Source organism: Actinomadura miaoliensis, from assembly GCF_039536785.1.
GTDB classification, from domain to species: Bacteria; Actinomycetota; Actinomycetes; order Streptosporangiales; family Streptosporangiaceae; genus Spirillospora; species Spirillospora miaoliensis.
The window spans coordinates 1-21397 of record NZ_BAAAZG010000015.1 but is presented as its reverse complement, the minus strand read 5'-3'; the positions used below and the strand labels follow the sequence as shown (position 1 = coordinate 21397).

Annotated in this window: 21 protein-coding genes; 4 read left to right on the top strand and 17 right to left on the bottom strand. The window is 72.0% G+C overall.

Going from position 1 to position 21397, the window contains the following annotated elements:
• Positions 1–17: 17 nt before the first annotated feature.
• Together ABD811_RS12420 and ABD811_RS12415 are read right to left on the bottom strand one after the other, a co-directional pair.
• Positions 18–539: a DUF6624 domain-containing protein gene (locus ABD811_RS12420; protein ID WP_344945583.1), complete on the bottom strand. Its 522-nt coding sequence runs from the start codon at positions 537–539 to the stop codon at positions 18–20.
• Between the two features lie 49 nt (positions 540–588).
• Entirely contained in the window at positions 589–1467 is an 879-nt protein-coding gene (locus ABD811_RS12415) for an alpha/beta fold hydrolase (RefSeq protein WP_344945581.1), read from the bottom strand.
• A 52-nt stretch (positions 1468–1519) separates the two neighbouring features.
• On the opposite strand from ABD811_RS12415, the gene ABD811_RS12410 reads away from it, so the two are divergent.
• Positions 1520–3481 (top strand): AfsR/SARP family transcriptional regulator, encoded by a 1962-nt coding sequence (locus ABD811_RS12410; RefSeq protein WP_344945578.1) that lies wholly within the window; start codon positions 1520–1522, stop codon positions 3479–3481.
• On the opposite strand, the gene ABD811_RS12405 is transcribed toward ABD811_RS12410, so the two are convergent.
• The 4 genes from ABD811_RS12405 to ABD811_RS12390 all read right to left on the bottom strand — a co-directional run bounded on the left by ABD811_RS12405 (position 3450) and on the right by ABD811_RS12390 (position 6014).
• Positions 3450–3923 carry a GNAT family N-acetyltransferase gene (locus ABD811_RS12405; RefSeq protein WP_344945575.1) on the bottom strand — a complete coding sequence of 158 codons (474 nt, stop codon included), beginning with the start codon at positions 3921–3923 and terminating at the stop codon, positions 3450–3452. The two genes, ABD811_RS12410 and ABD811_RS12405, sit on opposite strands and share 32 nt — an antisense overlap.
• Positions 3924–4169: 246 nt before the next feature.
• Complete coding sequence (locus ABD811_RS12400) at positions 4170–4811, bottom strand: GNAT family N-acetyltransferase (RefSeq protein WP_344945572.1); 642 nt, start codon at positions 4809–4811, stop codon at positions 4170–4172.
• A 110-nt stretch (positions 4812–4921) separates the two neighbouring features.
• Positions 4922–5251 (bottom strand): hypothetical protein, encoded by a 330-nt coding sequence (locus ABD811_RS12395; protein WP_344945570.1) that lies wholly within the window; start codon positions 5249–5251, stop codon positions 4922–4924.
• Complete coding sequence (locus ABD811_RS12390; protein ID WP_344945567.1) at positions 5178–6014, bottom strand: glycoside hydrolase domain-containing protein; 837 nt, start codon at positions 6012–6014, stop codon at positions 5178–5180. The genes ABD811_RS12395 and ABD811_RS12390 overlap by 74 nt, the downstream gene beginning before the upstream one ends.
• A gap of 464 nt (positions 6015–6478) precedes the next feature.
• On the opposite strand from ABD811_RS12390, the gene ABD811_RS12385 reads away from it, so the two are divergent.
• Positions 6479–7972: an ankyrin repeat domain-containing protein gene (locus ABD811_RS12385; RefSeq protein WP_344945564.1), complete on the top strand. Its 1494-nt coding sequence runs from the start codon at positions 6479–6481 to the stop codon at positions 7970–7972.
• Between the two features lie 203 nt (positions 7973–8175).
• On the opposite strand, the gene ABD811_RS12380 is transcribed toward ABD811_RS12385, so the two are convergent.
• The 10 genes from ABD811_RS12380 to ABD811_RS12335 form a co-directional block, all read right to left on the bottom strand.
• A complete protein-coding gene (locus ABD811_RS12380) occupies positions 8176–8322 on the bottom strand; it encodes an SDR family oxidoreductase (RefSeq protein WP_344945561.1) in 147 nt (48 codons plus the stop codon).
• Between the two features lie 41 nt (positions 8323–8363).
• The gene (locus tag ABD811_RS12375) at positions 8364–8510 is read right to left on the bottom strand and encodes an SDR family NAD(P)-dependent oxidoreductase (protein ID WP_344945558.1); all 147 of its coding nucleotides are present in this window, start codon (positions 8508–8510) and stop codon (positions 8364–8366) included.
• Positions 8511–8576: 66 nt separating this feature from the next.
• The gene (locus ABD811_RS12370) at positions 8577–10196 is read right to left on the bottom strand and encodes a cellulase family glycosylhydrolase (protein WP_344945555.1); all 1620 of its coding nucleotides are present in this window, start codon (positions 10194–10196) and stop codon (positions 8577–8579) included.
• A gap of 237 nt (positions 10197–10433) precedes the next feature.
• Entirely contained in the window at positions 10434–12284 is a 1851-nt protein-coding gene (locus ABD811_RS12365) for a cellulase family glycosylhydrolase (protein ID WP_344945552.1), read from the bottom strand.
• Positions 12285–12312: 28 nt separating this feature from the next.
• On the bottom strand, positions 12313–13155 hold the full coding sequence (locus tag ABD811_RS12360) for a carbohydrate ABC transporter permease (RefSeq protein ID WP_344945549.1): 843 nt from the start codon (positions 13153–13155) through the stop codon (positions 12313–12315).
• A complete protein-coding gene (locus ABD811_RS12355) occupies positions 13148–14035 on the bottom strand; it encodes a carbohydrate ABC transporter permease (RefSeq protein ID WP_344945546.1) in 888 nt (295 codons plus the stop codon). Before ABD811_RS12355 ends, ABD811_RS12360 begins: the two co-directional genes overlap by 8 nt.
• 218 nt (positions 14036–14253) lie before the next feature.
• Positions 14254–15549: an extracellular solute-binding protein gene (locus ABD811_RS12350; protein WP_344945544.1), complete on the bottom strand. Its 1296-nt coding sequence runs from the start codon at positions 15547–15549 to the stop codon at positions 14254–14256.
• 158 nt (positions 15550–15707) lie between these two features.
• The gene (locus tag ABD811_RS12345) at positions 15708–16718 is read right to left on the bottom strand and encodes a LacI family DNA-binding transcriptional regulator (RefSeq protein ID WP_344945541.1); all 1011 of its coding nucleotides are present in this window, start codon (positions 16716–16718) and stop codon (positions 15708–15710) included.
• An 86-nt stretch (positions 16719–16804) separates the two neighbouring features.
• Positions 16805–17566 carry an enoyl-CoA hydratase gene (locus ABD811_RS12340; RefSeq protein WP_344945538.1) on the bottom strand — a complete coding sequence of 254 codons (762 nt, stop codon included), beginning with the start codon at positions 17564–17566 and terminating at the stop codon, positions 16805–16807.
• Positions 17567–17652: 86 nt separating this feature from the next.
• On the bottom strand, positions 17653–18492 hold the full coding sequence (locus ABD811_RS12335; protein ID WP_344945535.1) for an SAM-dependent methyltransferase: 840 nt from the start codon (positions 18490–18492) through the stop codon (positions 17653–17655).
• A gap of 81 nt (positions 18493–18573) precedes the next feature.
• Here ABD811_RS12335 and ABD811_RS12330 point away from each other — a divergent pair, with 81 nt between their 5' ends.
• Positions 18574–19932 carry a cytochrome P450 gene (locus tag ABD811_RS12330; RefSeq protein WP_344945532.1) on the top strand — a complete coding sequence of 453 codons (1359 nt, stop codon included), beginning with the start codon at positions 18574–18576 and terminating at the stop codon, positions 19930–19932.
• 69 nt (positions 19933–20001) lie between these two features.
• On the opposite strand, the gene ABD811_RS12325 is transcribed toward ABD811_RS12330, so the two are convergent.
• On the bottom strand, positions 20002–21075 hold the full coding sequence (locus ABD811_RS12325) for a S1 family peptidase (protein ID WP_344945675.1): 1074 nt from the start codon (positions 21073–21075) through the stop codon (positions 20002–20004).
• Positions 21076–21174: 99 nt separating this feature from the next.
• On the opposite strand from ABD811_RS12325, the gene ABD811_RS12320 reads away from it, so the two are divergent.
• On the top strand, positions 21175–21397 hold a 223-nt coding region (locus ABD811_RS12320), incomplete at its 3' end, for a hypothetical protein (RefSeq protein ID WP_344945529.1).

Below are 21397 nucleotides of genomic sequence, written 5' to 3'. Positions count from 1 at the left end.
CGGCTCCTCTCCGGCTTCTACGGCTCCTCCGCGGCCAGGCGTCTGATCTCGGCGTCGTACTCCGCCTGCGGGGGCAGTCCCACGGCGGCGCGGCGTTCGTCCAGCCGTTCGGGGTCCTCGACCGGATGTGGACCGTAACCGGTCTCGGTCATCCCGTACTGGGTGCCGTACAGCTGCGGACGGCCCGCGTTGACCCGTACGCGGTCCTCCAGCCGGGCCAGGTCGGCGGGGTCGGCCTCCCCGGACGCGACGGCGCCCCGCAGCGCGTCCAGGAACATCCGCTGCGCCTCGGGCGACCTGTCGGCGTGCTGGGCGATCAGCCACGCGGCCTGCGCGCCGTCCTCCCCCGCCATGGACCGTCCGGGCCAGCCGCGTCCGCGCACGACCCGCCGCAGCCACGCCGCGTTGCGCCGATCGATCCACAGCCAGAGCACGGCGTAGTGCGGCGGCACCCTCCGCGGTGCGGCCGTGCGAATCCACTGGTCGCGCTTCGCGCGTCGCAGCAGCCGCGCCCGCAGCCTCCCGTCGATCCCCGTCATGCCCACCAGAGTGGCCGTCCCGCGTCCGGTGGGAAAGAGGCGGCCGGGCTCAGCGGGCGAGCAGGTCGCGCAGGGCCTCGGCGACGACGGCGGGCGCCTCCTCGGCCATGAAGTGGCCGCAGGTCACCGTCGTGTGGACCAGGTCCGGCGCCCACGCGCCCCACAGGGCCCGGGCGTCGTAGCCGAGCGCGGCGCCCCAGTCCTGCTGGAGCACGGCGACCGGCATCTCCAGGCGGTTGCCGGCCTCGCGGTCGGCCAGGTCGTGGGCGAGGTCGATGCCGGCGGACGCGCGGTAGTCGGCCACGATCGAGGGGACGGCCGCGCGGCAGGCCCGCAGGTAGGCGGCCCGGACGTCCGCCGGAACGGCCTCCGGGTCGTTCGCCCACAGGTCGAGGAAGTGGCCGAAGAAGTCGTCCGCGCTGGCGGCGATCATGCGTTCGGGCAGTCCGGGCGGCTGCGCCATCAGGTACAGGTGGAAGCCGACGGCGGCGGTGGCGCCGTGCATGACGTCCCACATGTCCGCCGTCGGCAGCACGTCCAGGCAGGCCAGGCGGGTGATCGCCGCGGGGTGGTCGAGGCCGGCGCGGAAGGCGACCAGCGCCCCGCGATCGTGCCCGGCGAGCGCGAACCGCTCGTGCCCCAGCGCCCGCGCCAATGCCACGACGTCGGCGGCCATCGTGCGTTTGCTGTAGGTGGTGTCGTCGACGGCCTCCGGCTTGTCGCTGTCGCCGTAGCCGCGCAGGTCGGGGCAGATCACGGTGTGGTCGGCCGCCAGGTCGGCGGCCACGTGCCGCCACATCAGGTGCGTCTGGGGGAAGCCGTGCAGCAGCACGACGGGGCTGCCGGAGCCGCCGACGGCCGCGTTCAGGGCGACCCCGTCGGCGACGGGGACGCGCCGGTAGTCGAATCCGGGGATGACAGGCGTCATGACGCCGTCCTTTCTCTTGGCTGGTCAGGTGGTTTCAGCCTGCCGGACGCGAATGAGCATCCGGTCAGCGCGCTACCGTGGCCTGGAGGAAGGAGGCTCGGTGCGGTTCGGGGTGCTGGGCCCGGTGACGGCCTGGGACGCCGCCGGGGACGCGATCGCCCTCAAGGGGCCGCGGCACCGCGCGGTGCTGGCCCGGCTGATCGTGGCCCGCCGTCGCGTCGTCCCCGTCGATCTGCTGGTCGCGGACCTGTGGGACGACCCGCCCGCCGGTGCCGTGAGCGCGGTGCGCACCTTCGTCGCCGCGCTGCGCCGCGCCCTGGAACCCGAGCGTCCGCCCCGTACACCGCCCCGCCTGCTGGTGACGGAAGGCCCCGGCTACGCCCTGCGCCCCGCCCCCGACGCGGTGGACGCGTGGCGGTTCGAACAGACCGTGTCCGCGTCCCTGCCGTCCGCCGACGCGCCCGCGCGCCTGACCGAGGCCCTCGGCTGGTGGCGCGGCCCCGCCTACGCCGACTTCGCCGACGAGCCCTGGGCCCGCGCGGAACGCTCCCGTCTCACCGAGCTTCGCCTGCACGCCGTCGAACGTCTCGCCTCGGCCCGCCTGGCCCTCGGCCTGGCCGCCGAGGCGATCCCCGACCTGGACGCCCACGTCGCCGACCACCCCTGGCGCGAGGACGCCTGGCGCCTGCTGGCCCTCGCGCTCTACCGCACCGGCCGCCAGGGCGACGCCCTCGCCGTCCTGCGCCGGGCCCGGACCCATCTCGTCGAGGAACTGGGCGTCGACCCCGGCCCCGCCCTGCGACGCCTCGAGACCGACATCCTGCGCCACGCCCCGCACCTCGCCCCCGACGGCGCGGCCCAGGTGTGGGCGCAGACCGCCGCCGTCTACGACCGCACCGTGACGTCAGGAGCCCGTGCCCGCCTGGAGTCCACCGTCGGCCTGCTCCGCAGCCTCGCCATGAGCGGCGGCGCCGGCCTGGAAGCGGCCCGGCGCCAGCGCACGGCCACCGTCGCGGCGGCCGAGGAACTCGGCGACGACGAACTGACCGCCCGCGTGATCGGCGCCTATGACGTCCCGGCCATCTGGACCCGCTCGGACGACCCCGACCAGGCCGCCCGGATCGTGGCGGCGGCCGAACGCGCCCTGACGTCCACGACCCATGAGGCGACCCGGGCCCGTCTCCTCGCCACCATCGCCCTGGAGATGCGCGGCACCCGCTCCCCCCGCGGCCCCCGGGCCGCCCGCGAGGCCGAAACGCTCGCCCGCCGCCTGAACGACCCCCGCCTGCTGGCCTTCGCGCTCAACGGCGTCTGGATGCAGACCTTCCACCGCGCGGGCCTGGCCCCCGAACGCGACGCGATCGGCGCCGAACTCATCGACCTGTCCGCCCGCCACGACCTGGCGTCGTACGAGATCCTCGGGCACCTCATCCGGTTGCAGGCCCGCAGCGCCCTGGCCGACTTCGTCGGCGCCGACGAGCACGCGGCCGCCGCCGACCGCCTGGCCGCCCACCACGAACGCCCCCTGGTCGGCGTCTTCACCCGGTGGTACGCCGCCCTGCGCCTCTCCACCTCAGGCGCTCCGCCCGCCGAGGTGCGAGCCGCCTACCAGTCCGCCGCCACCTTCCTGGACGGCGCGGGCATGCCGGGCCTGGAACACGGCCTGCTCCCGTTGGTTCTGCTATGCCTGGAACTGCCCGTCCCCGACCACCCCGACTGGGGCCCCTACGAACCCTGGGCCCGCCCCCTGGTCCTCCTGGCCGAAGACCGCCGCCCCGAAGCCTCCGCGGCCCTCCGCAACGTCCCGCCGCCACCACGAGACCTCCTCTACGAAGCCCTCTGGTGCCTGACCGCCCGCGCCGCCATCGCCCTGGGCGACCGCGACGTGATGCGACGCGCCCACACCGCGCTGGCCCCCGCCCGCGCCGAACTCGCCGGCGCCGCGAGCGGCCTGTTCTCCATGGGCCCGGTCGCCCGCCACCTCACCGCCCTGACGGCTCACGCCGCATCCTGATCTTGTTGTCGCCGTCACCGTGCCGCCCCACCTCGCGCAGACCGAGCCGCTGGTACAGCGCGTACGCCCGCCGGTTCACCACCAGCACGTCCAGGACGAGAGGCACGCCCTTCCGCTCGGCCTCGTCCACCAGCGCCCGGATCAGCCGCGTCCCGATCCCGCGCCCCTGGTACTCCGGAAGAACCTCGATGCGCCCCAGGTAGACATGGTCGGGATGGCGATCGACGCTGATCATGCCGACATCGACCCCGCCCAGGGTGATGACCTGCCAGCGCGCCGGATCGTACTGCCGCTCGTGATACTCCCGCTGCGCCTGCTCCTCCCACCCCCAGATCGCGTCGACATACTCCTTCATCGCCGCCTTGTGCAGCCGATAGCAGAACTCCCCGTCCTCACCACTCGCCTGCCGCAGCCCGACCCTTTCCACATCCTCGCTGTGCATTACGGCAGATTACGCAGACACCGACGAGGCCCGCCCGCGATAGCGGTTCGGCACGCCAGCGGCCAGGTGAACTGCTTCTTGTCGAGCCTGTCGTTGCGCTGCACCTCGACGACCACGCCCCACGGGCCGTCCTCGGTCTTCGCTTGCGCGCACTGTGCGGAATGTGGGCGGCATTCGGGGTGGTGCGGGGGCGCGGTGGGTCCGCGTCTCAGCCGACCACTCGTCTCCGCCGCGGGAGACGGGGCGTCAGGGGGTCCAGACCATCGTGCGTTGGTGGACGCGGTGGCCCTGGTAGCGGAGGCCTGGGATGACGGGGGCCGGGCCGTGTTCGACGAAGCCCCTGCGTTTGAAGAAGCGGACGGCTCGGGTGTTCTCGGCCACGGTCTGCAGGTGGCAGCCGCCGACGCCGTGTCCGGAGACGCGCTCCAGCCAGTGGTCCATGAGACGGTCGGCGGCACCGGTGCCGCGGGCTTCGGGGAGCACGTTGATGTGCAGGTGCGCGGGCCATCGGGCGTCGTGGAAGTCACCGGCGGTCGGCGCCCGCCGGACCGTCGCCCATGCCAGGTCGGCGAGGCTGCGGGCGAAGAACCTCGCCGGCCGCGGCCGGAGGAACGGGCGGTACCGCTTGATGGCCTGGTCGACGCGCGTGACCTCGCTGGGGAAGGCCGCGCTGTCCAGGCAGCCGGCCAGGTAGCCGACGACGCGGCCGTCCTCGATCGCCAGGAACAGCGAGCCGGGCTCCAGGTCCATGTACGGCTGGAGGTAGATCGCCGCCTCGGACTCGTCATGGCCCCACAGCGAACCGCTGGGCGAGCCGGCGCCGGCGCGGCCGTACAGGGCGTGGAGTTCCGGCCGGTCCCGTTCGGTGAACGTCCGGATCTTCACCATCCCCGCCTCCTTCGACGCGCGCCGTCCCTCCCCGAACCAACGATCGGCGGTTCCCACCTTCGGGGCGGAGCGGACACCAGCGGTCTCCCGAATGCCGAACCGTGCACCGATCACGGCCGGGCGACGTCAACGATCTGCCGATGCCGCCGAGGTTGCGGTAATCGGAGATCTGCCGACGCCTCCGTACTCACCGCGGCATGCGGTGAGGACGGAGGATCGCCGCCGAGTTGTTCCAGCCAGGTCGACAGAAACGACAGTCGGGTCGTCAACCTACCGGAAATGGCGACATGGTCTGCCACCACACGGACCACCGGCGCCTGCGGATCCCGCTGGGCCTGGTCGGCGGTGAGGATCCCGACGATCCCGTCAGGTCGTGCCAGTTGGGCGATGCCGAAGTCGGCGATGCCGTACTTCTGGGTGGCGGACACGTCGCCCGGCACGTATCCGAGCTTCAAGTACTGGGCGTTGCCGGGACGCTCGGTGTAACCGAATTTGGACCCGACTCGCTGGGCGCCTGCCACCATCGATTTCAGAACCATGGTGCCCCGGACGAACTTCGTGGGTGCGGTGGTCGAACCCGGTGTAGGTGCCGTCGACGTCCTCGAAAATGTACGGCTGCAGAAACGCGTGGTAAGGCGCCGTGCAGAACGTGCGAAGGCGGTTGGTATCGCCGCCGGTCACCTTGACCTGTGCGAGCCTTCGGCGCCAGGCGTCGCGGGTGGAGGCTCGGACGGCGTCGAAACCTCGGCCGCCGATCTCGCTCTGGAGGTTGCGGCGGGCGCCGTCCACGCTCACGTACGAAAGGCCCACCCGCATCTGCACCGGACTGTCGGAGTCAAACTGCAGGTAGGCGCCCGTACCGGGGCCTTTGACGTTGACGTGGCCGGAGAACGTGCGGGCCCGCTCGGGCTGAGGGCGACCGACAGGCTTGGGGTCCGCTGCGGGGGTCTTCGGTGGGGACGTGCCTTCGGCGGACGCGTCGCGGGGCGTGACCGAGTCGTCCTTCCACGTGCCGTGTGCCTTGACGGGACGGTCGAACGTGGCGTGGAAGTACACGCGGTAGCGGGATTTCGCGCCGCAGAACCCGCCGGTCTCGGCCCAGCCGAACGCCGTGTTGCCGCGGATCGTCACCTCCGCGTCGTCCACGCCGTTGATCGAGCCGGTGACAGATGGTGGCTTCAGGCCCGCCGCCACGGCGTGCATACCCAAGCAGAGTCGCGGAGGTCCCTTCGAACAACCGAGGAGGGGCATCCATGTCGGAAAGAACAGTTGGCAGGGCGGCCGCCGCGGCCGAGGCCGTGTGGGCCGTGGTGACGGGCGGCGCGTTCCCCTGCCGGGCTCCCCCCGAAAGGCCGGCGTCGGGCAGGGCGCGCAGCCGGTCGCGTCACGCGGATCTGTCCGGTGAAGGGCCTCAGCGTGCGGTTTGGTCGCGGCGTTGGCGGGCCGCGCGAATGGGGCTCGGCAGTACCCCGAAAAATCAACGGATTTGGCGGTTGGCCGACTAACATCGGTCGCCTTGATCGTTGACAAGCGGGGTGACCACAACCGTTTGGGCTGCGGATTGGGATCGTGCGGTACCTGCGTCGTTCTACCCGCCCCAATACCCCCGGTCATCCGCCCAAGCGGCGCTTGGTGGAAGACCCCCGACCGGTTGCGTGGAGGATGCGGTGTCGGTGGAAGCGCCTGCGGGTGGTTTGGGTGAGGACGTGCTGCGGCAGATCGAACGCCTCGGGGGCGTTGTGCCGGACGACTTCATGCCGCGGGAGTGGGTCGAGGCGACCCCGGTAGGGCCGCGGCAACTGCCCCCGTGGGTGCAGGCGCTGCTGGCGGTGCGGTGGAGCGAGGGCACGCTCCGCACCGACGACGAGTTCGAATGGCAGGTCTGGCTGAATGGCGGCCCGGAGGTGGAAGACGGGCTTGTCACCGAGCCGCGCGCATGGTTCGGCATCGGCTACCACGACGGGCAGTTCTACTACGTCGTGGACCTGGATGACACGGCCGAAGACCCTCAGGTCTACGAAGTAGACCACGAAGGCGGCGAGGACAGACCTTACGGTGAGTATCTGTCCTCAATGCTCGGTGGACTCAAACTCGTCGGGCCGCCGTCGGAGGCGGACAGGTTCGGCCGGGCCTGCGCGGCGGGTGATCTTTCGGCGGTGACAGAGATGCTGGCCGGGATGCCCGACCTGGGGCCGTTGGACGGTTCCGGGCTGACCCCGCTGCACCTGGCCGCGATGGCTCGTAGCGTTGAGGTGGTTCGGGTGCTGCTGGACGCCGGCGCTGATCCCACCGCGACGATCACGGAGGACGCGTCGACGCCGTGGCGCTTCCTGGACGGGAACGTCTACACGTCGGGGGAACTGCTGGCCGGAGCGACCGCGCTACACCTGGCCCTCGACCACGAGGCCCCCCGGAAGCTGTACGACAAGACGCCCAGCCTGGAGATCGTCCGAATGCTCTTGGAGGCGGGTGCTGATCCCAACGCCACCGACAGTGCCGGCCAAACGCCGCTGCACTTCGAATGTTGGGGCCGGGGAGGCGGTTCGCCTGAGTTCACGTCGGGTACTCAGATCATCCGTCTGCTCCTTGACGCCGGCGCCGACCCCAACGCCGGCTCCCTGCGCGGAACCCCGCTGCTGAGAATGGCGTACCACTGGAGGCCGGACACCGTCATCGAAGCGGTGCGACTGCTCCTCGACGCCGGCGCCGACCCCAACCTGGCGGCAAAGGACAGCACGCCGTTGCTGGAAGCCGTCCACGGCCACCAGGAAACGATCCGCCTCCTGCTCGCCGCGGGAGCCGACCCGTGCCGGCCCACCGACATGACCTCCTGGGGCGTCCGGGGGATCACTCCGCTGCACCAGGCTGTGATGAGCCCGCGGGAGGCCCTGCCGCTGCTGCTGGGGCACGCGGCCGATCCGGACGTGCGCACCTGCACGGGCGTCACCCCGCTGCACTACGCGATCGCGGTGCCGCAGGCAGCCGATGACACGGCCGCCATCGAATTGCTCGTGGCCGCCGGGGCCGACGTCAACGCACGGCTCGATGACCCGCCTGCGCTACAGGAAACGCTTACCGCGCACACCCCGCTGGGCATCGCACGAGAGCTGAACAAGCCGGCCATCGCCGCATTCCTGCAACGAGCCGGCGCGGTCCAATGACCCGGTAAGTGACCCGCCGAGCCACTCGTCATGGCCTACCGCGCACTCGTCCTCCAAGGTCGTGGGTCGACCAGCCCTTGACGTCATTCGTCGGCTTCTCGTCTGGTATTACCAGCGCCTCCCGGATCCGCTGTGCGGGGCGGTGGTCACACGCAGCGCGAAGCACCGCCTTGGCCAGGAGGCGGTGCGGCTGGTGAGAGGGACTAGTGAGTGGAGAGGCCGCCGTCGACGAAGATGGACTGGCCGGTGATGTAGGCCGCGGACGGGCTCGCGAGGAACACGGCGGCGCCGGCGAAATCCTCCGCCAGGCCGTTGCGTCCGACCATGGTGCGCGCGGCCAGCGCCGCCACGGTCCCAGGATCGGACGACAAGCGGGCGTTCAGCGGGGTCATCACGAAGCCGCGATCACCACGACGCGTGCCCCGGCTCGCGCCAGCGCCTCGGCGATGGCCCGGCCGATGCCCGAACTGCCGCCGGTGACGACCGCGACCTTGCCGTCCAGGGAGAACAGCTCCGCCAGGTAAGACCGCTCTGCCATGCCCCGCACCCTAAAGGAGGGGACGCGCCGCCGCGCGCCCTCGGCGAGGGCGCGCGGCGGGTCCGGTCAGGTGGCCTGGCAGGTGGAGCGGTTCAGGGTGAAGGTGTCGGGCTTGGCGGGGTTGCCGGTGTGGGTGGCCTGGAAGCCGATGTCGATCGAGCCCTGGGCGGGGATGGCGGCGTTGTAGGAGACGTTGGTGGCCGTCACGCGGCCGGACGTCGGTGAGTACGTCGCGCCCCAGCCGGAGGTGATGGTCTGGCCCGAGGGCAGGGTGAACGTCAGCGACCAGCCGTTGATCGGCGACGTGCCCGTGTTGGTGATCTTGATGCCGGCGACCAGGCCGTTGCCCCAGGCGTTGGTGGTGTAGGCGACGCGGCAGGCGCCCGTGCCGCCGCCCGCGGCCGTGGTGAACGTCGCGGTGGACGACGGTGCGGACTGGTTGCCCGCGCCGTCACGGGCCCTCACGTACACCTGGTAGCGGGTGTCGGGGGTGAGGCCGGTGAGGGCGATGGAGGTGGTGGCGGTCTGGCCGAGGAGGGTCCCGTCGGCCCGGTACACGTCGTATCCGGCCAGGCCGGAGCCGCCGGTGTCGGTGGACGCGGACCAGGTCAGCGTGGCGCCGGTCGCGGTGATGTTGGACGCGGACGGGGTGCCGGGCGTGCTGGGCGCCGTGGTGTCCGGGTTCTGGCCGCCGTAGATCGTGGCCTCGCGGGCCGTCGCCCGGATGCCGTTGGCGCCGTTGAAGATCCGCTGGCCCCAGGTGGTGAGCTGCGACGGGTCGAAGTTCTGCACCATGTCGAGGTACTCGACGCCGCCGCCGTTGCCGCTCCACGACCAGCCGATGTAGCCGACGCCGCGCGCCTGGGCCTCGGCCATGATGGTGTCCTCGTCCGGGTCGCCGTCGGAGTGGTTGAACCCGAACTCGCCGATCACCAGCGGCAGCCCGGCGGTGCGGAACCGGGCGAGGTAGTCGGTGATCTCGGCGGCCGTGTCGAACACCCCGTACATGTGGATCGAGAAGACGATGTTGCGGTCGGGATCGGCGTCGAAGACCGTCTGCGCGTTGTCGCGCATGGTGAACTGCCAGTCCTGACCCCAGTTCGGCGCGTCCACCATGAGCATGTGGTCGAACCCGGCGTCGCGCAGCCGCTTGACGGCGTTGGACGTGGCGGTCGCCCAGCCCGGCGTCACGGGGTTGTTGCCGATGGGCTCGTTGCCGATGTTGATGACGACGTAGTTCTCCTGGCCGGCCAGCACCTCGCGCAGGCCCAGCCAGTAGTCGACGGCCTGGTCGAGGGTGCGGGCGCCGTCCTGCTCGCCGTAGCCGGTGGTGTCGTGGTTCTCCAGGACGCAGATGAGCCGGTTCTGCTTGCACAGCGCGACGACGTTGGCGACGTCGGACGGGCTGTTGGCGGGCCAGCGCCCGCCGCTGAGCACCACCCGCACGGTGTTGGCGCCCAGCGCCTTGATGTCGGCGAACGAACCGGTCTGCGAGGTGTACCAGGTGTGCGCGTGGCTGACGCCGCGCATGACGAACCGGTTGCCGTTGGACTCGACGATGTTCGTCCCGCTGACCCGCAGCCCCACGGCCGCGTGGGCGGGGGCGGCGTTCACGAGCATCGAGGCGAGCAGCGACGCCAGGGCCGCCACCGCCGCGACGAGACGGGACCGGAGGGAGGGTTTCATCCGGGGGTCCTCCTTGCGGAGTCGGGGTGCAGATGAACGCGCCACAGGCCGGGTCCGCCCGCCGACGGCCAGAGCACCCACGAAGCTAGGCACACGCCGCACCGTCGTACAGTGTCGGCGACGCGCGGTCTCGGGCCGGCGCGCACCGCCCGTCCGTCGAAAGCCGGTTGAGCAGGGAGAACACGTCCGCGGTCGGGCGCGTCCGAGGCCGGGCGATCTCGGCGTGCGGTGAATCTTTCATTCGGTGCCGGTGAGCTCGACCACCCGCGCCCCGTACGGCGGCAGGGTGACGTCCGCGACGGTCAGCTCGGTGTCGGCCTGGCTGACCAGGACGGCGAAGCGGCGTCCGTCGGCGTGCACGAGGACGTCGGCCGACACGCGCGGGTCGGGGACCGTGACCGGGCGGCGCACCCCGGCGAGCCGGGCCAGCGCGTCGTAGATCCGGTAGGTCGGCTCGGGGTTCACGCGGGGGGTCGCGGCGGCCATGTGCTCCAGCGGGTAGGTGCACAGGACGACCCAGCCCTCGCCGCAGCGGCGGCGCAGCACGGCCGGGCGGCCGTGGGCGTCGGTGGCGACGACCTCGGCGGAGACGGCGCGCACGGGCAGGCGTGCGCGGCTGTTCTCGTTTCCGCCCGCACGGAAGGCCAGCGTGCCGAGGTCGAACTCGCCGGTGAAGGACAGCTCGACGACGTCGTCCTCGATCGGGTCGATCAGCCCGTACCGCAGCCGGTGCTCGACGCCGAACAGCTCGTTCAGATGCGCGTACCACGGGCCGCGCTGCACGCCGTGCGAGCCGTGCCCGTACGACACGTAGACGGTCGCGCCGCGCCGCGCCAGTTCCTCCAGGCGGTGCCAGCCGGGGGCGGTGAGCTGTTTGGCGGACGGGACGAGGTACAGCCGCGCGTCCCCCGCGATGCCGTCGCTCTCGCGCGTGACACCGATGGGCAGGTCGGCGGCGCGGGCGGAGACGTACGCCTGCCGCAGGACGTCGAACGCGTAGGTGCGGTCCTCGGTCTCGGTGAAGGGGAATCCGCCCTCCAGCACCTGCGGGACGACGAGCACCGCGTCGGCGGGGGCACGGGTGCAGTTGGCGACGTCGATCCGGGCGAGCGTGCGGCTGAAATCCCGCATTTCCCGGAGCACCGGTTTGGGTGTGCCGTCGACGGTCGTCAACCCGAAATGGAGCTCGAACGGATGATGGCTGTAGGGCGGCTGGCCGACGAGGTCGAAATCGGTGTTGTTCCAGGCGACCCAGCCCGTCGCACCGGCCAGCAGGCTGTTGTGGAGGACCTGCCGGTAGTAGTGCGCGGCGTGGTCGTCGGCGACGAATTCCGACGAGCAGCCGAATTCCTCCAGGACGACGGGCCGGCCGAACGTCCCGGCCAGTTCGCAGATGAACGCCGCCGTGTAGTGCTGCCGGACGACGTCGTCGCCCATCGGGTACACGTGCGGGCCCACGAAATCGGTGAGCCCGGCCAGCGCGCGTACCGAGAAGCCGTTGTCGCGGCCGGACGTCTCCACGCCCCACGCCCCGTCGCCGACCGAGACGGGCTCGCGGGCGCCGCCGGCGCGGACCGCCTGGACCAGCAGCTGCGCCCAGCTGGTGACCTGCTCGGACGGGGCGGTGCCGCCGTAGATCGGCATCTCGTTGGTGAGCAGCCACCCGGCGACGGCCGGATGCCCGGTGAAACGCCGCGTCATCTCCTCGGCGAACCACGCCTGCCGGGCCACCATCCACACGTCGCCGTACAGGTCGCGGCCGCCGCGCCACGCCGGGTCCCAGTTCTCGCCCGACATGTGCCCGACGATGAACGTCGGGACGGTGCGCATGCCGATGTCGGCGTGCGCGTCGAGGAAATCGGCGTACCGCGCGCACATCTCCTCGTCGATCCGGTCGGGTTCGGGCATGAAGTCGGGCCAGTAGAAGAACGAACGCGTGAGGTTGAGCCCGTGTTCGTGCAGCACGGCCAGTTCCTTGCGGACGATGGCCGCGTCGTACGAACGCCACATCAGCGGCCCCCCGACGCGGGACCAGAAGTTGGCGCCCAGCCACGGCGGGCCGTCCAGTTTGGCGAAATTGCGTTCCACCGCAGAACCGTTCCTTTCGGCCGTCGAATCAGGACTTGACCGCGCCCGCCGTCAGGCCGCGCACCAGGAAGCGCTGCAGCGCCAGGAAACCGGCGACCACCGGCACGCTGATCACCAGCGACGCCGCCATCACCTGGTTCCAGTAGACGTTGGCCTGGCTGGCGTACCCGCGCAGCCCGACGGCGAGGGTGCGGGTGCTCTGGTCGGTGAGCACGGACGCGAACAGCACCTCGCCCCACGCGGTCATGAACGCGTAGATGGCGACGGCGACGATGCCGGGCGCGGCCACCGGCAGCACGACGCCGACCAGCGTGCGCACCGGCCCGGCGCCGTCCACCAGCGCCGCCTCGTCCAGCTCCCGCGGGATGGTGTCGAAGTAGCCCGCGATCAGCCAGATGGAGAACGGCAGCGCGAACGTCAGGTAGGTCAACGTCAGCCCGAGGCGGCTGCCGTACAGCTGCAGCCCGGTGTGCCGGTCCACGTTGACGAAGATCAGGAACAGCGGGAGCAGGAACAGGATGCCGGGGAACATCTGCGTCGACAGCACCGTGGCCAGGAACGTGCCGCGTCCGGCGAACCGGTGGCGGCTCACCGCGTACCCGGCCGCGATCGCGACGACCACCGAGCACACCGTCGCCGCCAGCGCCACGACCAGGCTGTTCAGGAAGTACCGGCCGAGCGGCACCGTGGTCCACATGTCGACGAACGGCTGCACGGTCACCCGCGACGGAATCCAGGTGAAGGCGCCCTGCACGTCCTGCAGCGGCTTGACCGACGACACCGCCATCACGTACAGCGGGACGACGGTGAAGACGGTCAGCCCGCCGAGCACCGCCACCCGCGCCCAGCCGACCCAGCGCGGTTCACGCATGTCCCCTCCTCCCCCTGGCGCCCAGCACCAGGTACGCCAGGCTGACCAGCAGCAGGAACGCCAGCAGCAGCACCGACATCGCCGATCCCAGCCCGAAGTTCCAGGTGAGGAACGAGGCGTTGTAGATGTGGATGGAGATGACGTCGGCGGCCTCGGGCGGCCGGTCGAACAGCGTGTAGGCGACGTTGAAGTCGTTGAACGTCCACAGGAACAGCACGAGCAGCAGCACCCGGTTGATGGGGCTGAGCAGCGGCAGCGTCACCGCGCTCAGCCGCCGCAGGTAGCCCGCGCCGTCGATGGCGGCCGCCTCGTGCAGGTCGGCCGGGACGCTCTGCAGCCCCGCCGTGAACACCAGGAAGGCGAACGGCCACATCCTCCACACCTGCACGACCACCAGCGCGACGAAACTGTTGTTCCCGAGCAGCCAGAACGGGTGGCCGTCCACCAGATGCAACTGGTCGCCCAGGACCGCGTTCACCAGCCCGGTGTCGCGCTGGAACATGAACCGCCAGGTGATGACCGCGGTGAACACCGGCAGCGCGTAGGGGACGAGAAACAGCGTGCGCAGCCACGCCCGCCCCCGGACGGGGCCGTCCAGCAGCACCGCGGCGGCCAGCCCGAGCAGCCAGCTTCCCGCCACGACGACCGCGGTGACGGCCACGGTGACCGCGAAGGACCGCAGCAGGTCCTGGCCCACCGGCCCGTCCAGGTCGACCGCGACCCGGTAGTTGGCCAGTCCGGCGTACGGCGCGCGCGTCCAGTTGCGGATGAAGAACTGCGTCAGCTCCAGCAGGCTCATCCACGCCCCGACCAGCATCGGGACGATGTGCACGACCAGCTCGGCCGCGAGCGCGGGCGCCAGCAGCAGATACGGCAGCACCCGCCGCCCTCGCCCGCGTGGCCGGAACCGGCCGCTCCGCCGCCCGTCCCGTGAGCGCCGCCGCGAGGGGGTTTCGGGCGGCGTCAGCAAAGCGCTCATCCCTGCCCCCCGCTCGTCTCCGGGGCGCCGAGAAGGCGCCGCCGTCCCTCCTCGCCCGTCCCTCGCTCGTCAGCCCAGGCGACGCCGCGCCCTTCCAGCTCGCTCACCCCTGCCCCCGCTCAACCGCCGGTCTGCATCTTCTTGTCGGCGTCGGCGAGGCGGGTGCGGACGGTCTGCTCGTCGACCGGACGGCCCGCCGCCGCGTCCGCGACGAGCTGCTTGACGGTGTTGCCGACGAGCGTCTCGAACTGCGCCTCCTGGGGGATCATCGGCATGGTCTCCGACGCCTCGGCCAGCACCTTGCGGAAGGTGCCGATGTGCTCGGTCCGGAACCGCGGGTCGTCGTAGGCCCCGGGGACGACCGGCAGCGTCCCGAACGCGGCGTTGAGGATCTTCTGCTCCTCGGGCGAGGTGAGGAACTCCACCAGCTTCAGCGCGCCGTCGGAGTTCTCGGCGTCGGCGAACACGCCGATGTTGATGCCCGCGACGTGGCTGGCGACGTTCTGGCCGCCCGGCACGGTGGGGATCGGCGCCACGCCGTAGGCGTCGTCCTTCATGCCGTTCTCGCGCAGCCCGGCGGTGGCGTAGCTCTGGATCATCATCATCGAACAGCGGCCCCCGGCGAAGTCCTTGAGGATCTCCGAGTCGTTGACGTACTCGGCGTTGCTCGGGTCGACGACCTTCTGCGTCGCCATCAGGTCGACGTACCGTTTGACGCCCGCCACCATCTGCGGGGAGTCGAAGCCGGGGCCGTTCTGGAACAGCCGGGCGCCCTGCTGGCGGCCGAAGATGAACGCGAAGTGCGCCCCCTCGGTGTAGCTGGCGCCGAGGATGCACACGCCGTGCCGCTTGGCGCCCGGGTCGGTCAGCCTGCGCGCGACGTCGAGGAACTCCTGCCAGGTCGCGGGCGGTTTCCGCACGCCCGCGTCGGCGAAGTGCCGCTTGTTGTAGAACAGCCCGTACGCCAGCCCGTACACCGGGACGAACGACGGCGGCTTCCCGGGCGCGCCGGTCGAGGTGAGGGTGGAGGCGATGAACCGGCCGCGGCCGCCCACCCTGTTCAGCGTGGCGTCGTCGAACTGCTGGAACGCACCGGTGACCTGCAGCGACGCCGACCAGGTGTTGCCGATGTTGACCACCTCGGGGCCCTTGCCGCTGGAGGTGGCGGCCAGGATCCGGTTGAGCAGGTCGGGCCAGCCGATCACCTCCAGCCTCACCTTGATCCCGGTGCGGCTCTCGAACTTCTTCAGCTCGGGGCCGAGCACCCGCTGGTCCTGCTCGATGCTGCGGCCCTGGTTGCTGGCCCAGTAGGTCAGCATCCCGCCGTCGGATCCGCCGTCGCCGCCGCACGCGACGGCGCCCGCCGCGAGCACCGCACCGGCCGAGAGCATCGCGATCGCGCGTCTGGTGGTCACCTGCACTCCTCACCGCCGGGGGCGCGCCGGCCCGCCGGCCTTCACCCGAGGACCGTGATCCGGTTCACACCATCGCAGCAATAAACCGGTTTAGCAACAAGGTGCCGTGACGCGTTCGCAACCTTTGGAGCGTTCTCCGCCGGAACACCGGGCGGCCGTCAGGCGACGGGGGCGGTGCTCTCGCGCGGGTTCAGCGTGGGGGTGGCGTTGCAGGCGCTCTCCACCGGACGCCCGGCCACCAGGTCGAGCAGCAGCCGCGCCACCCGCACCCCGTAGGCGTGGATGTCGACGCTGACGGCGGTGAGCCGGGGGCGCACCAGGCCGCACAGCACCGAGTCGTCCCAGGCCACGACGGACAGCCGGGACGGGACGGGCACGCCCATCTCCGCGGCCACCGACAGCCCGGCGATCGCCATGACGTCGTTGTCGTAGATGATCGCGGTGGGCGGTTCGGCGGCGGCCAGCAGCCGCCGGGTGGCCCGCGCCCCCGCGTCCCCGGTGTAGTCGGTGACCTCGGTGGCCACGGACGCGCCCAGCGCGCGGGCCGCCCGCTCGAACGCCTCGCCGCGCACCACCGTGTGCCACAGCTCCGGCAGCCCCGCCACCCTGGCGATGCGCCGGTGCCCGAGCGCGACGAGGTACTCCACCACCTCGCGGATCCCGGCGGCCTCGTCGTTCCACACGCCCGGCAGCCCCGCCAGGCCGCGCGGCCCGCCGACCACGATCGCCGGGATGCCCAGCTCGGCCACCAGCGCCACCCGCTCGTCGTCCACCCGCAGGTCGACCAGGAAGATCCCGTCCACCCGCCGCTCGGACCACCAGCGCCGGTAGGTGGCCGTCTGCGCGGCCTGGTCCTCGGTGACCTGCAGCAGCAGCGCCACGTCGTTGGCGGCCAGCTCCCCCTCGATGCCGGAGATGAGCTGCATGAAGAACGGCTCGACGCCCAGCGTGCGCGCGGGCCGGTCCACCACGAGGCCGAGCACGCCCGCACGCCCGCCCGACAGCGCCCGCGCGACGCTGCTCGGCTGCCACCCCATGTCGCGGGCGATGGCCAGGATCCGGTCACGGGTGCGCTCTGACACCCCGGGCCGCCCGTTGAGCGCGAACGACACCGTCCCCTTGGACACCCCCGCCGCCCGCGCGATGTCCGCGATCGTCGGCCGCTTCACCCCACCACGCCCCCGCCTTCGCCGAACCGGTTTACCAACCGATGCCGGAAATCCTAGTCCCCGGCCTGCGGCCGCGCCCGGCCCGGTTAGCCGGTGATCTTGCGGCGGAGGGTGGTGAGGCGGTCCTTGGTGGTGGGGAGGGTGAGGGACCACATCTGGTCGCGGGTCTCGTCCTGCAGCACCTGGTCGTGGCCGCGTCCGTCGCCGGCGCGCCGCAGCGACGCCTTGGTGCGGCGCAGGAGTTCGGGGTCGACGTCGCGGGCGCCCGCGGCGAGGGCGTGCGCGGTGGGGAGCAGTTCGGCGTCGGGGACGCAGCGGTACGCCAGGCCGGCGGCGACGGCGGCGGGGCCGTCGAGGCGGTCGCCGAACAGCACCATCGCGGCGGCGGTCTGCGGGCCGACCAGCCGGTGCAGCATCCAGGTGTGCCCGCCGCCGGGGTGCAGGCCGATCTTCAGGAAGCGGGTGTCGAACCAGGCCGACTCGGCCGCCACCCGCACGTCGCAGGCCAGCGCCAGGTTGAGCCCGGCGCCGACGGCCGGTCCGTTGACCGCCGCGATGGTCGGCAGCGGCGAGCGGGCCACCCGCAGGAACCCCTCGTAGACGGTGGTGACGCCGGACGCGTCGCCGTCGGCGGCGGCCAGCAGGTCGGCCAGGTCGGCGCCGGCGCAGAACGCCGGGCCCGCGCCGGTGACCACCACGGCGGCGGTCGTCCCGTCCGCCTCCAGCCGGTCGAACGCGGCGACGATCTCGCCGACCAGGGCGCCGGAGATGACGTTGCGGCGGTCGGGGTCGTTCAACGTCAGCGTGGCCACGCCGCGCTCGACGGCCACGTCCAGCAGCGCGGTCACCGGGACATCTCCAGACTGCTCATGCGCCGATCTTCTCACCGCCGCCGAGCCGCCCTCCGGCGGGGCGCGCTCCCCCGGGCCGGGGTCTAGCCGGGCTTCCTGCCGACTCCGGCGTAGCACCACTGGCGGTCGGCGTCGGGCGGGAGGGTCGCGTTGGGGTCGGGACGCCACCGGGACAGCGTGGTCAGGCCCGGCTCGACCAGCTCGAAGTCGCCGAACATGCGCAGGACGTCCGTGCGGCCGCGCAGGGTGATCTGGGAGGTGGCCGAGTCGTAGGCCGCGGCGGCGTCCCGGACCCGGCCGCCGGTGTCGAAGTCGTCGGTGACGTGGGAGATGGCCAGGTAGCTGCCGGGGGCCATGGCTGCGCGCAGGGAGGCGGCGATGCCCTGCGGGTCGTCGGCGTCGTCGATGAAGTGCAGCACCGCGAACATCAGCACGGCCACCGGCCGGTCGACGTCGACGAGCTTGCGCAGCTCGGGGTCGTCCATGATGTCGTCGGGGCGGCGGGCGTCGCCCTGGATGACCGCCACGCCGGGTCGTCCGGCGAGCAGCGCGCGCCCGTGGGTCAGCACGACCGGGTCGATGTCGACGTACACCACGCGCGAGTCGGGGGCGACCTGGTGGGCGATCTCGTGCACGTTGCCCTGCGTGGGCAGGCCGGAGCCGATGTCGACGAACTGGCGGATGCCGGACGCGGCCAGGAACCGCACCGCGCGCCGCAGGAAGGCGCGGTTCTCGCGCGCCATGAACGGCGTGTCCGGGGCGCGGCTGACGACCTCGCGTACGGCCTCCCGGTCGGCGGCGTAGTTGTCCTTGCCGCCGAGGAGATAGTCGTACATGCGGGGTACGTTCGGTTTCCGCGGATCGACCGTGTTCAGTGTCCTCTCCCGGTCTGCGTGACGGCGCTTTGTCGAAACTACCGTCATTTATCGCGAGATACCTGAGATCATGGAAGCATAGCGAGCCATCCCGGAGAACCGAACATCGCGACCCCGACGTGGAGTGCCATGCGACCAGGCGACGGCAGTGCCCCAGCGCAGATCCCCGGGCCGGACGCGGACGGCGACGGTGCCGAGGCCATCGTGGCGGCGGGCGGGCTGCACAACTACCAGCTGCAGTTGCACGCCGAGTACGGGCCGGTGGTGCGGTTCCCGCTGCCCGGCGTGGACCGGGCGGTGTCGGTGGCCGACCCGGTGCTGCTGGAGGCCACCGCCAAGATCAACAAGCGGCCGGACAAGCTGTTCGAGTTCCTGGCGCCGCTGCAGGAGTCGGGCAACCTGCAGACCATCCCGGCCGAGGAGCACATCCCGTGGCGCCGGGTGATGCTGTCGGTGCTGGCCGGGCGCCCGTCGCACGAGGCGCACTTCGCGAAGTTCACCGCGCTGACGACCGAGCTGGCCGACCGGTGGGCCGGACGCGCCGCCGCGGGCCCGATCGGGCTGCAGCACGACCTGGCCGAGCTGTCGCTGCGCATGATCTGCCACTACGCGCTGGGCAGCGGCCTCGCGGACGAGGAGACCGCCGGACGCGTCGTGACGGCGTTCGAGACCGTGCTGACCGAGTACCTGGAGCGCCAGTACCAGGGCGACGAGAAGGACCGCAGGCGCGCCGACGAGGCTCTGGCCTACCTGCGCTCGGTCGTCGACGAGGTGCTCGACGCGCACCGCGCCCGCGGCACCGGGGACGGCGAGGCCGAGCGCAGCGACCTGGTGGCGGCGCTGTCGGCGGCGGGCCAGTCGCCCGAGCGCATCCGCGACACCGTGCTGATGACGATGCTGGCCGCCCACCACACCACCGGCGTCGCGATCTCCTGGACGCTGTACCTGCTGGCGCGGCACCCGGACGTGGCCGAGCGGGTCACCGAGGAGGTCGACCGGGTGCTCGGCGACCGGGCCGTCCCCGAGTACGCCGACCTCAGGCGGCTGACGTACCTGGACATGGTGGTCCGCGAGACGATGCGCCTGTACCCGCCGGGGCCGTACGGCGCCCGCGAGGCCACCGAGGACGTCACCCTCGGCGAGTACACCGTTCCGGCCGGGACGACCATCTTCTATCCGTTCTGGGCCGTGCACATGAACCCCGAGTACTGGCCCGACCCGGAGGTGTTCGACCCCGAGCGCTTCACGCCGGAGGCGTCGGCCGGGCGGCCCAGGCTCGCCTACATCCCGTTCGGCCTCGGCCCGCGCAGCTGCGAGGGCGCGACCCTCGCCATGGTGGAGGCCGAGCTGGTGCTGGCCGTCCTGCTCAAGCGGTTCCGGTTCGAGCCGGCGCCCGGTCGGACGGTCACGCCGGTCGAGCGCTTCGTGCTGTGGGCGGCCGAGGACATCCACATGAACCTCACCCCGCGGGAGCCCGCGCGGGCCTGACGACGACGCGGGGCCGGGCGGGTGTGCCCGCCCGGCCCCGGTCTCACGCGCGGATCGCGAGAGCGCGGATCAGAAGACGCTCACGCCGTACGCGCTGAGCGCCTCGGTGACGGGCTGGAAGAACGTCGTGCCGCCGGAGCTGCAGTTGCCGCTGCCGCCGGAGGTCAGGCCGAGCGCGACCGTGCCCGCGAACAGGGAGCCGCCGCTGTCGCCGGGCTCGGCGCAGACGTTGGTGCGGATCATGCCCGTGACGGTGCCCTCGGCGTAGTTGACGGTCTGGTTGAGCGCGGTGACCGAGCCGCTGCGCACGCCGGTGGTGCTGCCGCTGCGGCGCACCGACTGGCCGACGACCGCGTTGCCCGCGGACGTGATGTCCTGGGAGCCGGCGCCGTACAGGTAGACGTCACCGGTCTTGGCGATCGAGGTGTTGGTGTACCGGACGATGCCGTAGTCGTTGCCGGGGAAGCTGGTGCCCGAGCGGGTGCCCAGGACCGTGCTGCCGCTGGAGTTGGCGTACCACGTCGAGCCGATGTTGGTGCAGTGCCCGGCGGTCAGGAAGTAGTAGGTGCTGCCGCTGCGGACGTTGAAGCCGAGCGAGCAGCGCGACCCGCCGGTGTAGATGGCCTGCCCGCCCGCGATGAGCGGGCTGAACGTGCCGGGGACGTGCTCCAGCCGGACGGCGGCGCCCTGTTTCTGCGCGGCGCTGCGCACCTTGGCCAGCTTGTCGCCGGTGACCGAGTCGTCGTAGGACAGCACGACCTGGTTGCTGACCGGGTCGACGGCCCAGGCGGTGCCGGGGGTCTTGACCGAGCGCTCCAGCGTGTCGGTGACGCGCTTGAGGGCGGCGCCGTCGCGGGCGACCGTGCGGGGGACGGCCCCGGCGGCGCGCACCTGCTCGGCCGACGTGGCGTCGGTGACCGTGACGACGAGCTTGCCGGTGCCCTGGTCGATGTAGGAGCCCGCGGAACGGGTGCCGAGCCGGTCCGCCAGGCTGGTGGCGAGGCCGCCGGGGTCGGGCGCGGCCTGCGTCGCCGCCAGCGCGGCGGCCGCGGGCGCGGCGCTCGCGGCGGGGGCGGCGACCAGGGCGGGCGCGGCGGCGATGACGGTGGCTCCGACGACAGTGGCGGGGTGGATGGGTCGCATCCTCACTGTGCCTCCAAACGGTCAGGACGCCTCCGGGTGAGGTGTCCTGAGTGACTTGGATCTTCGAGGCACCGGGGAATCCCGCACAAGACGAAGAAGTTGCCCAATGATCTGACCGACTATGGCAACACTGCGAAAATGCCGTGTCAGCGCAAGGTCGGCATGCCCGCGCCCTGTCGGTTCTTGACCCTGAAAATTGCTACTTGGCCGGATGCGGACGTCTATGTAACCATTCGCCAAGATCGTCCTTTTGTGCTCGGCGCTGCCGCACCGGGCGAGGCGTCCCCCGTCCCGAGGGGGCGAGCCTTGCCCGGTGCGGCGG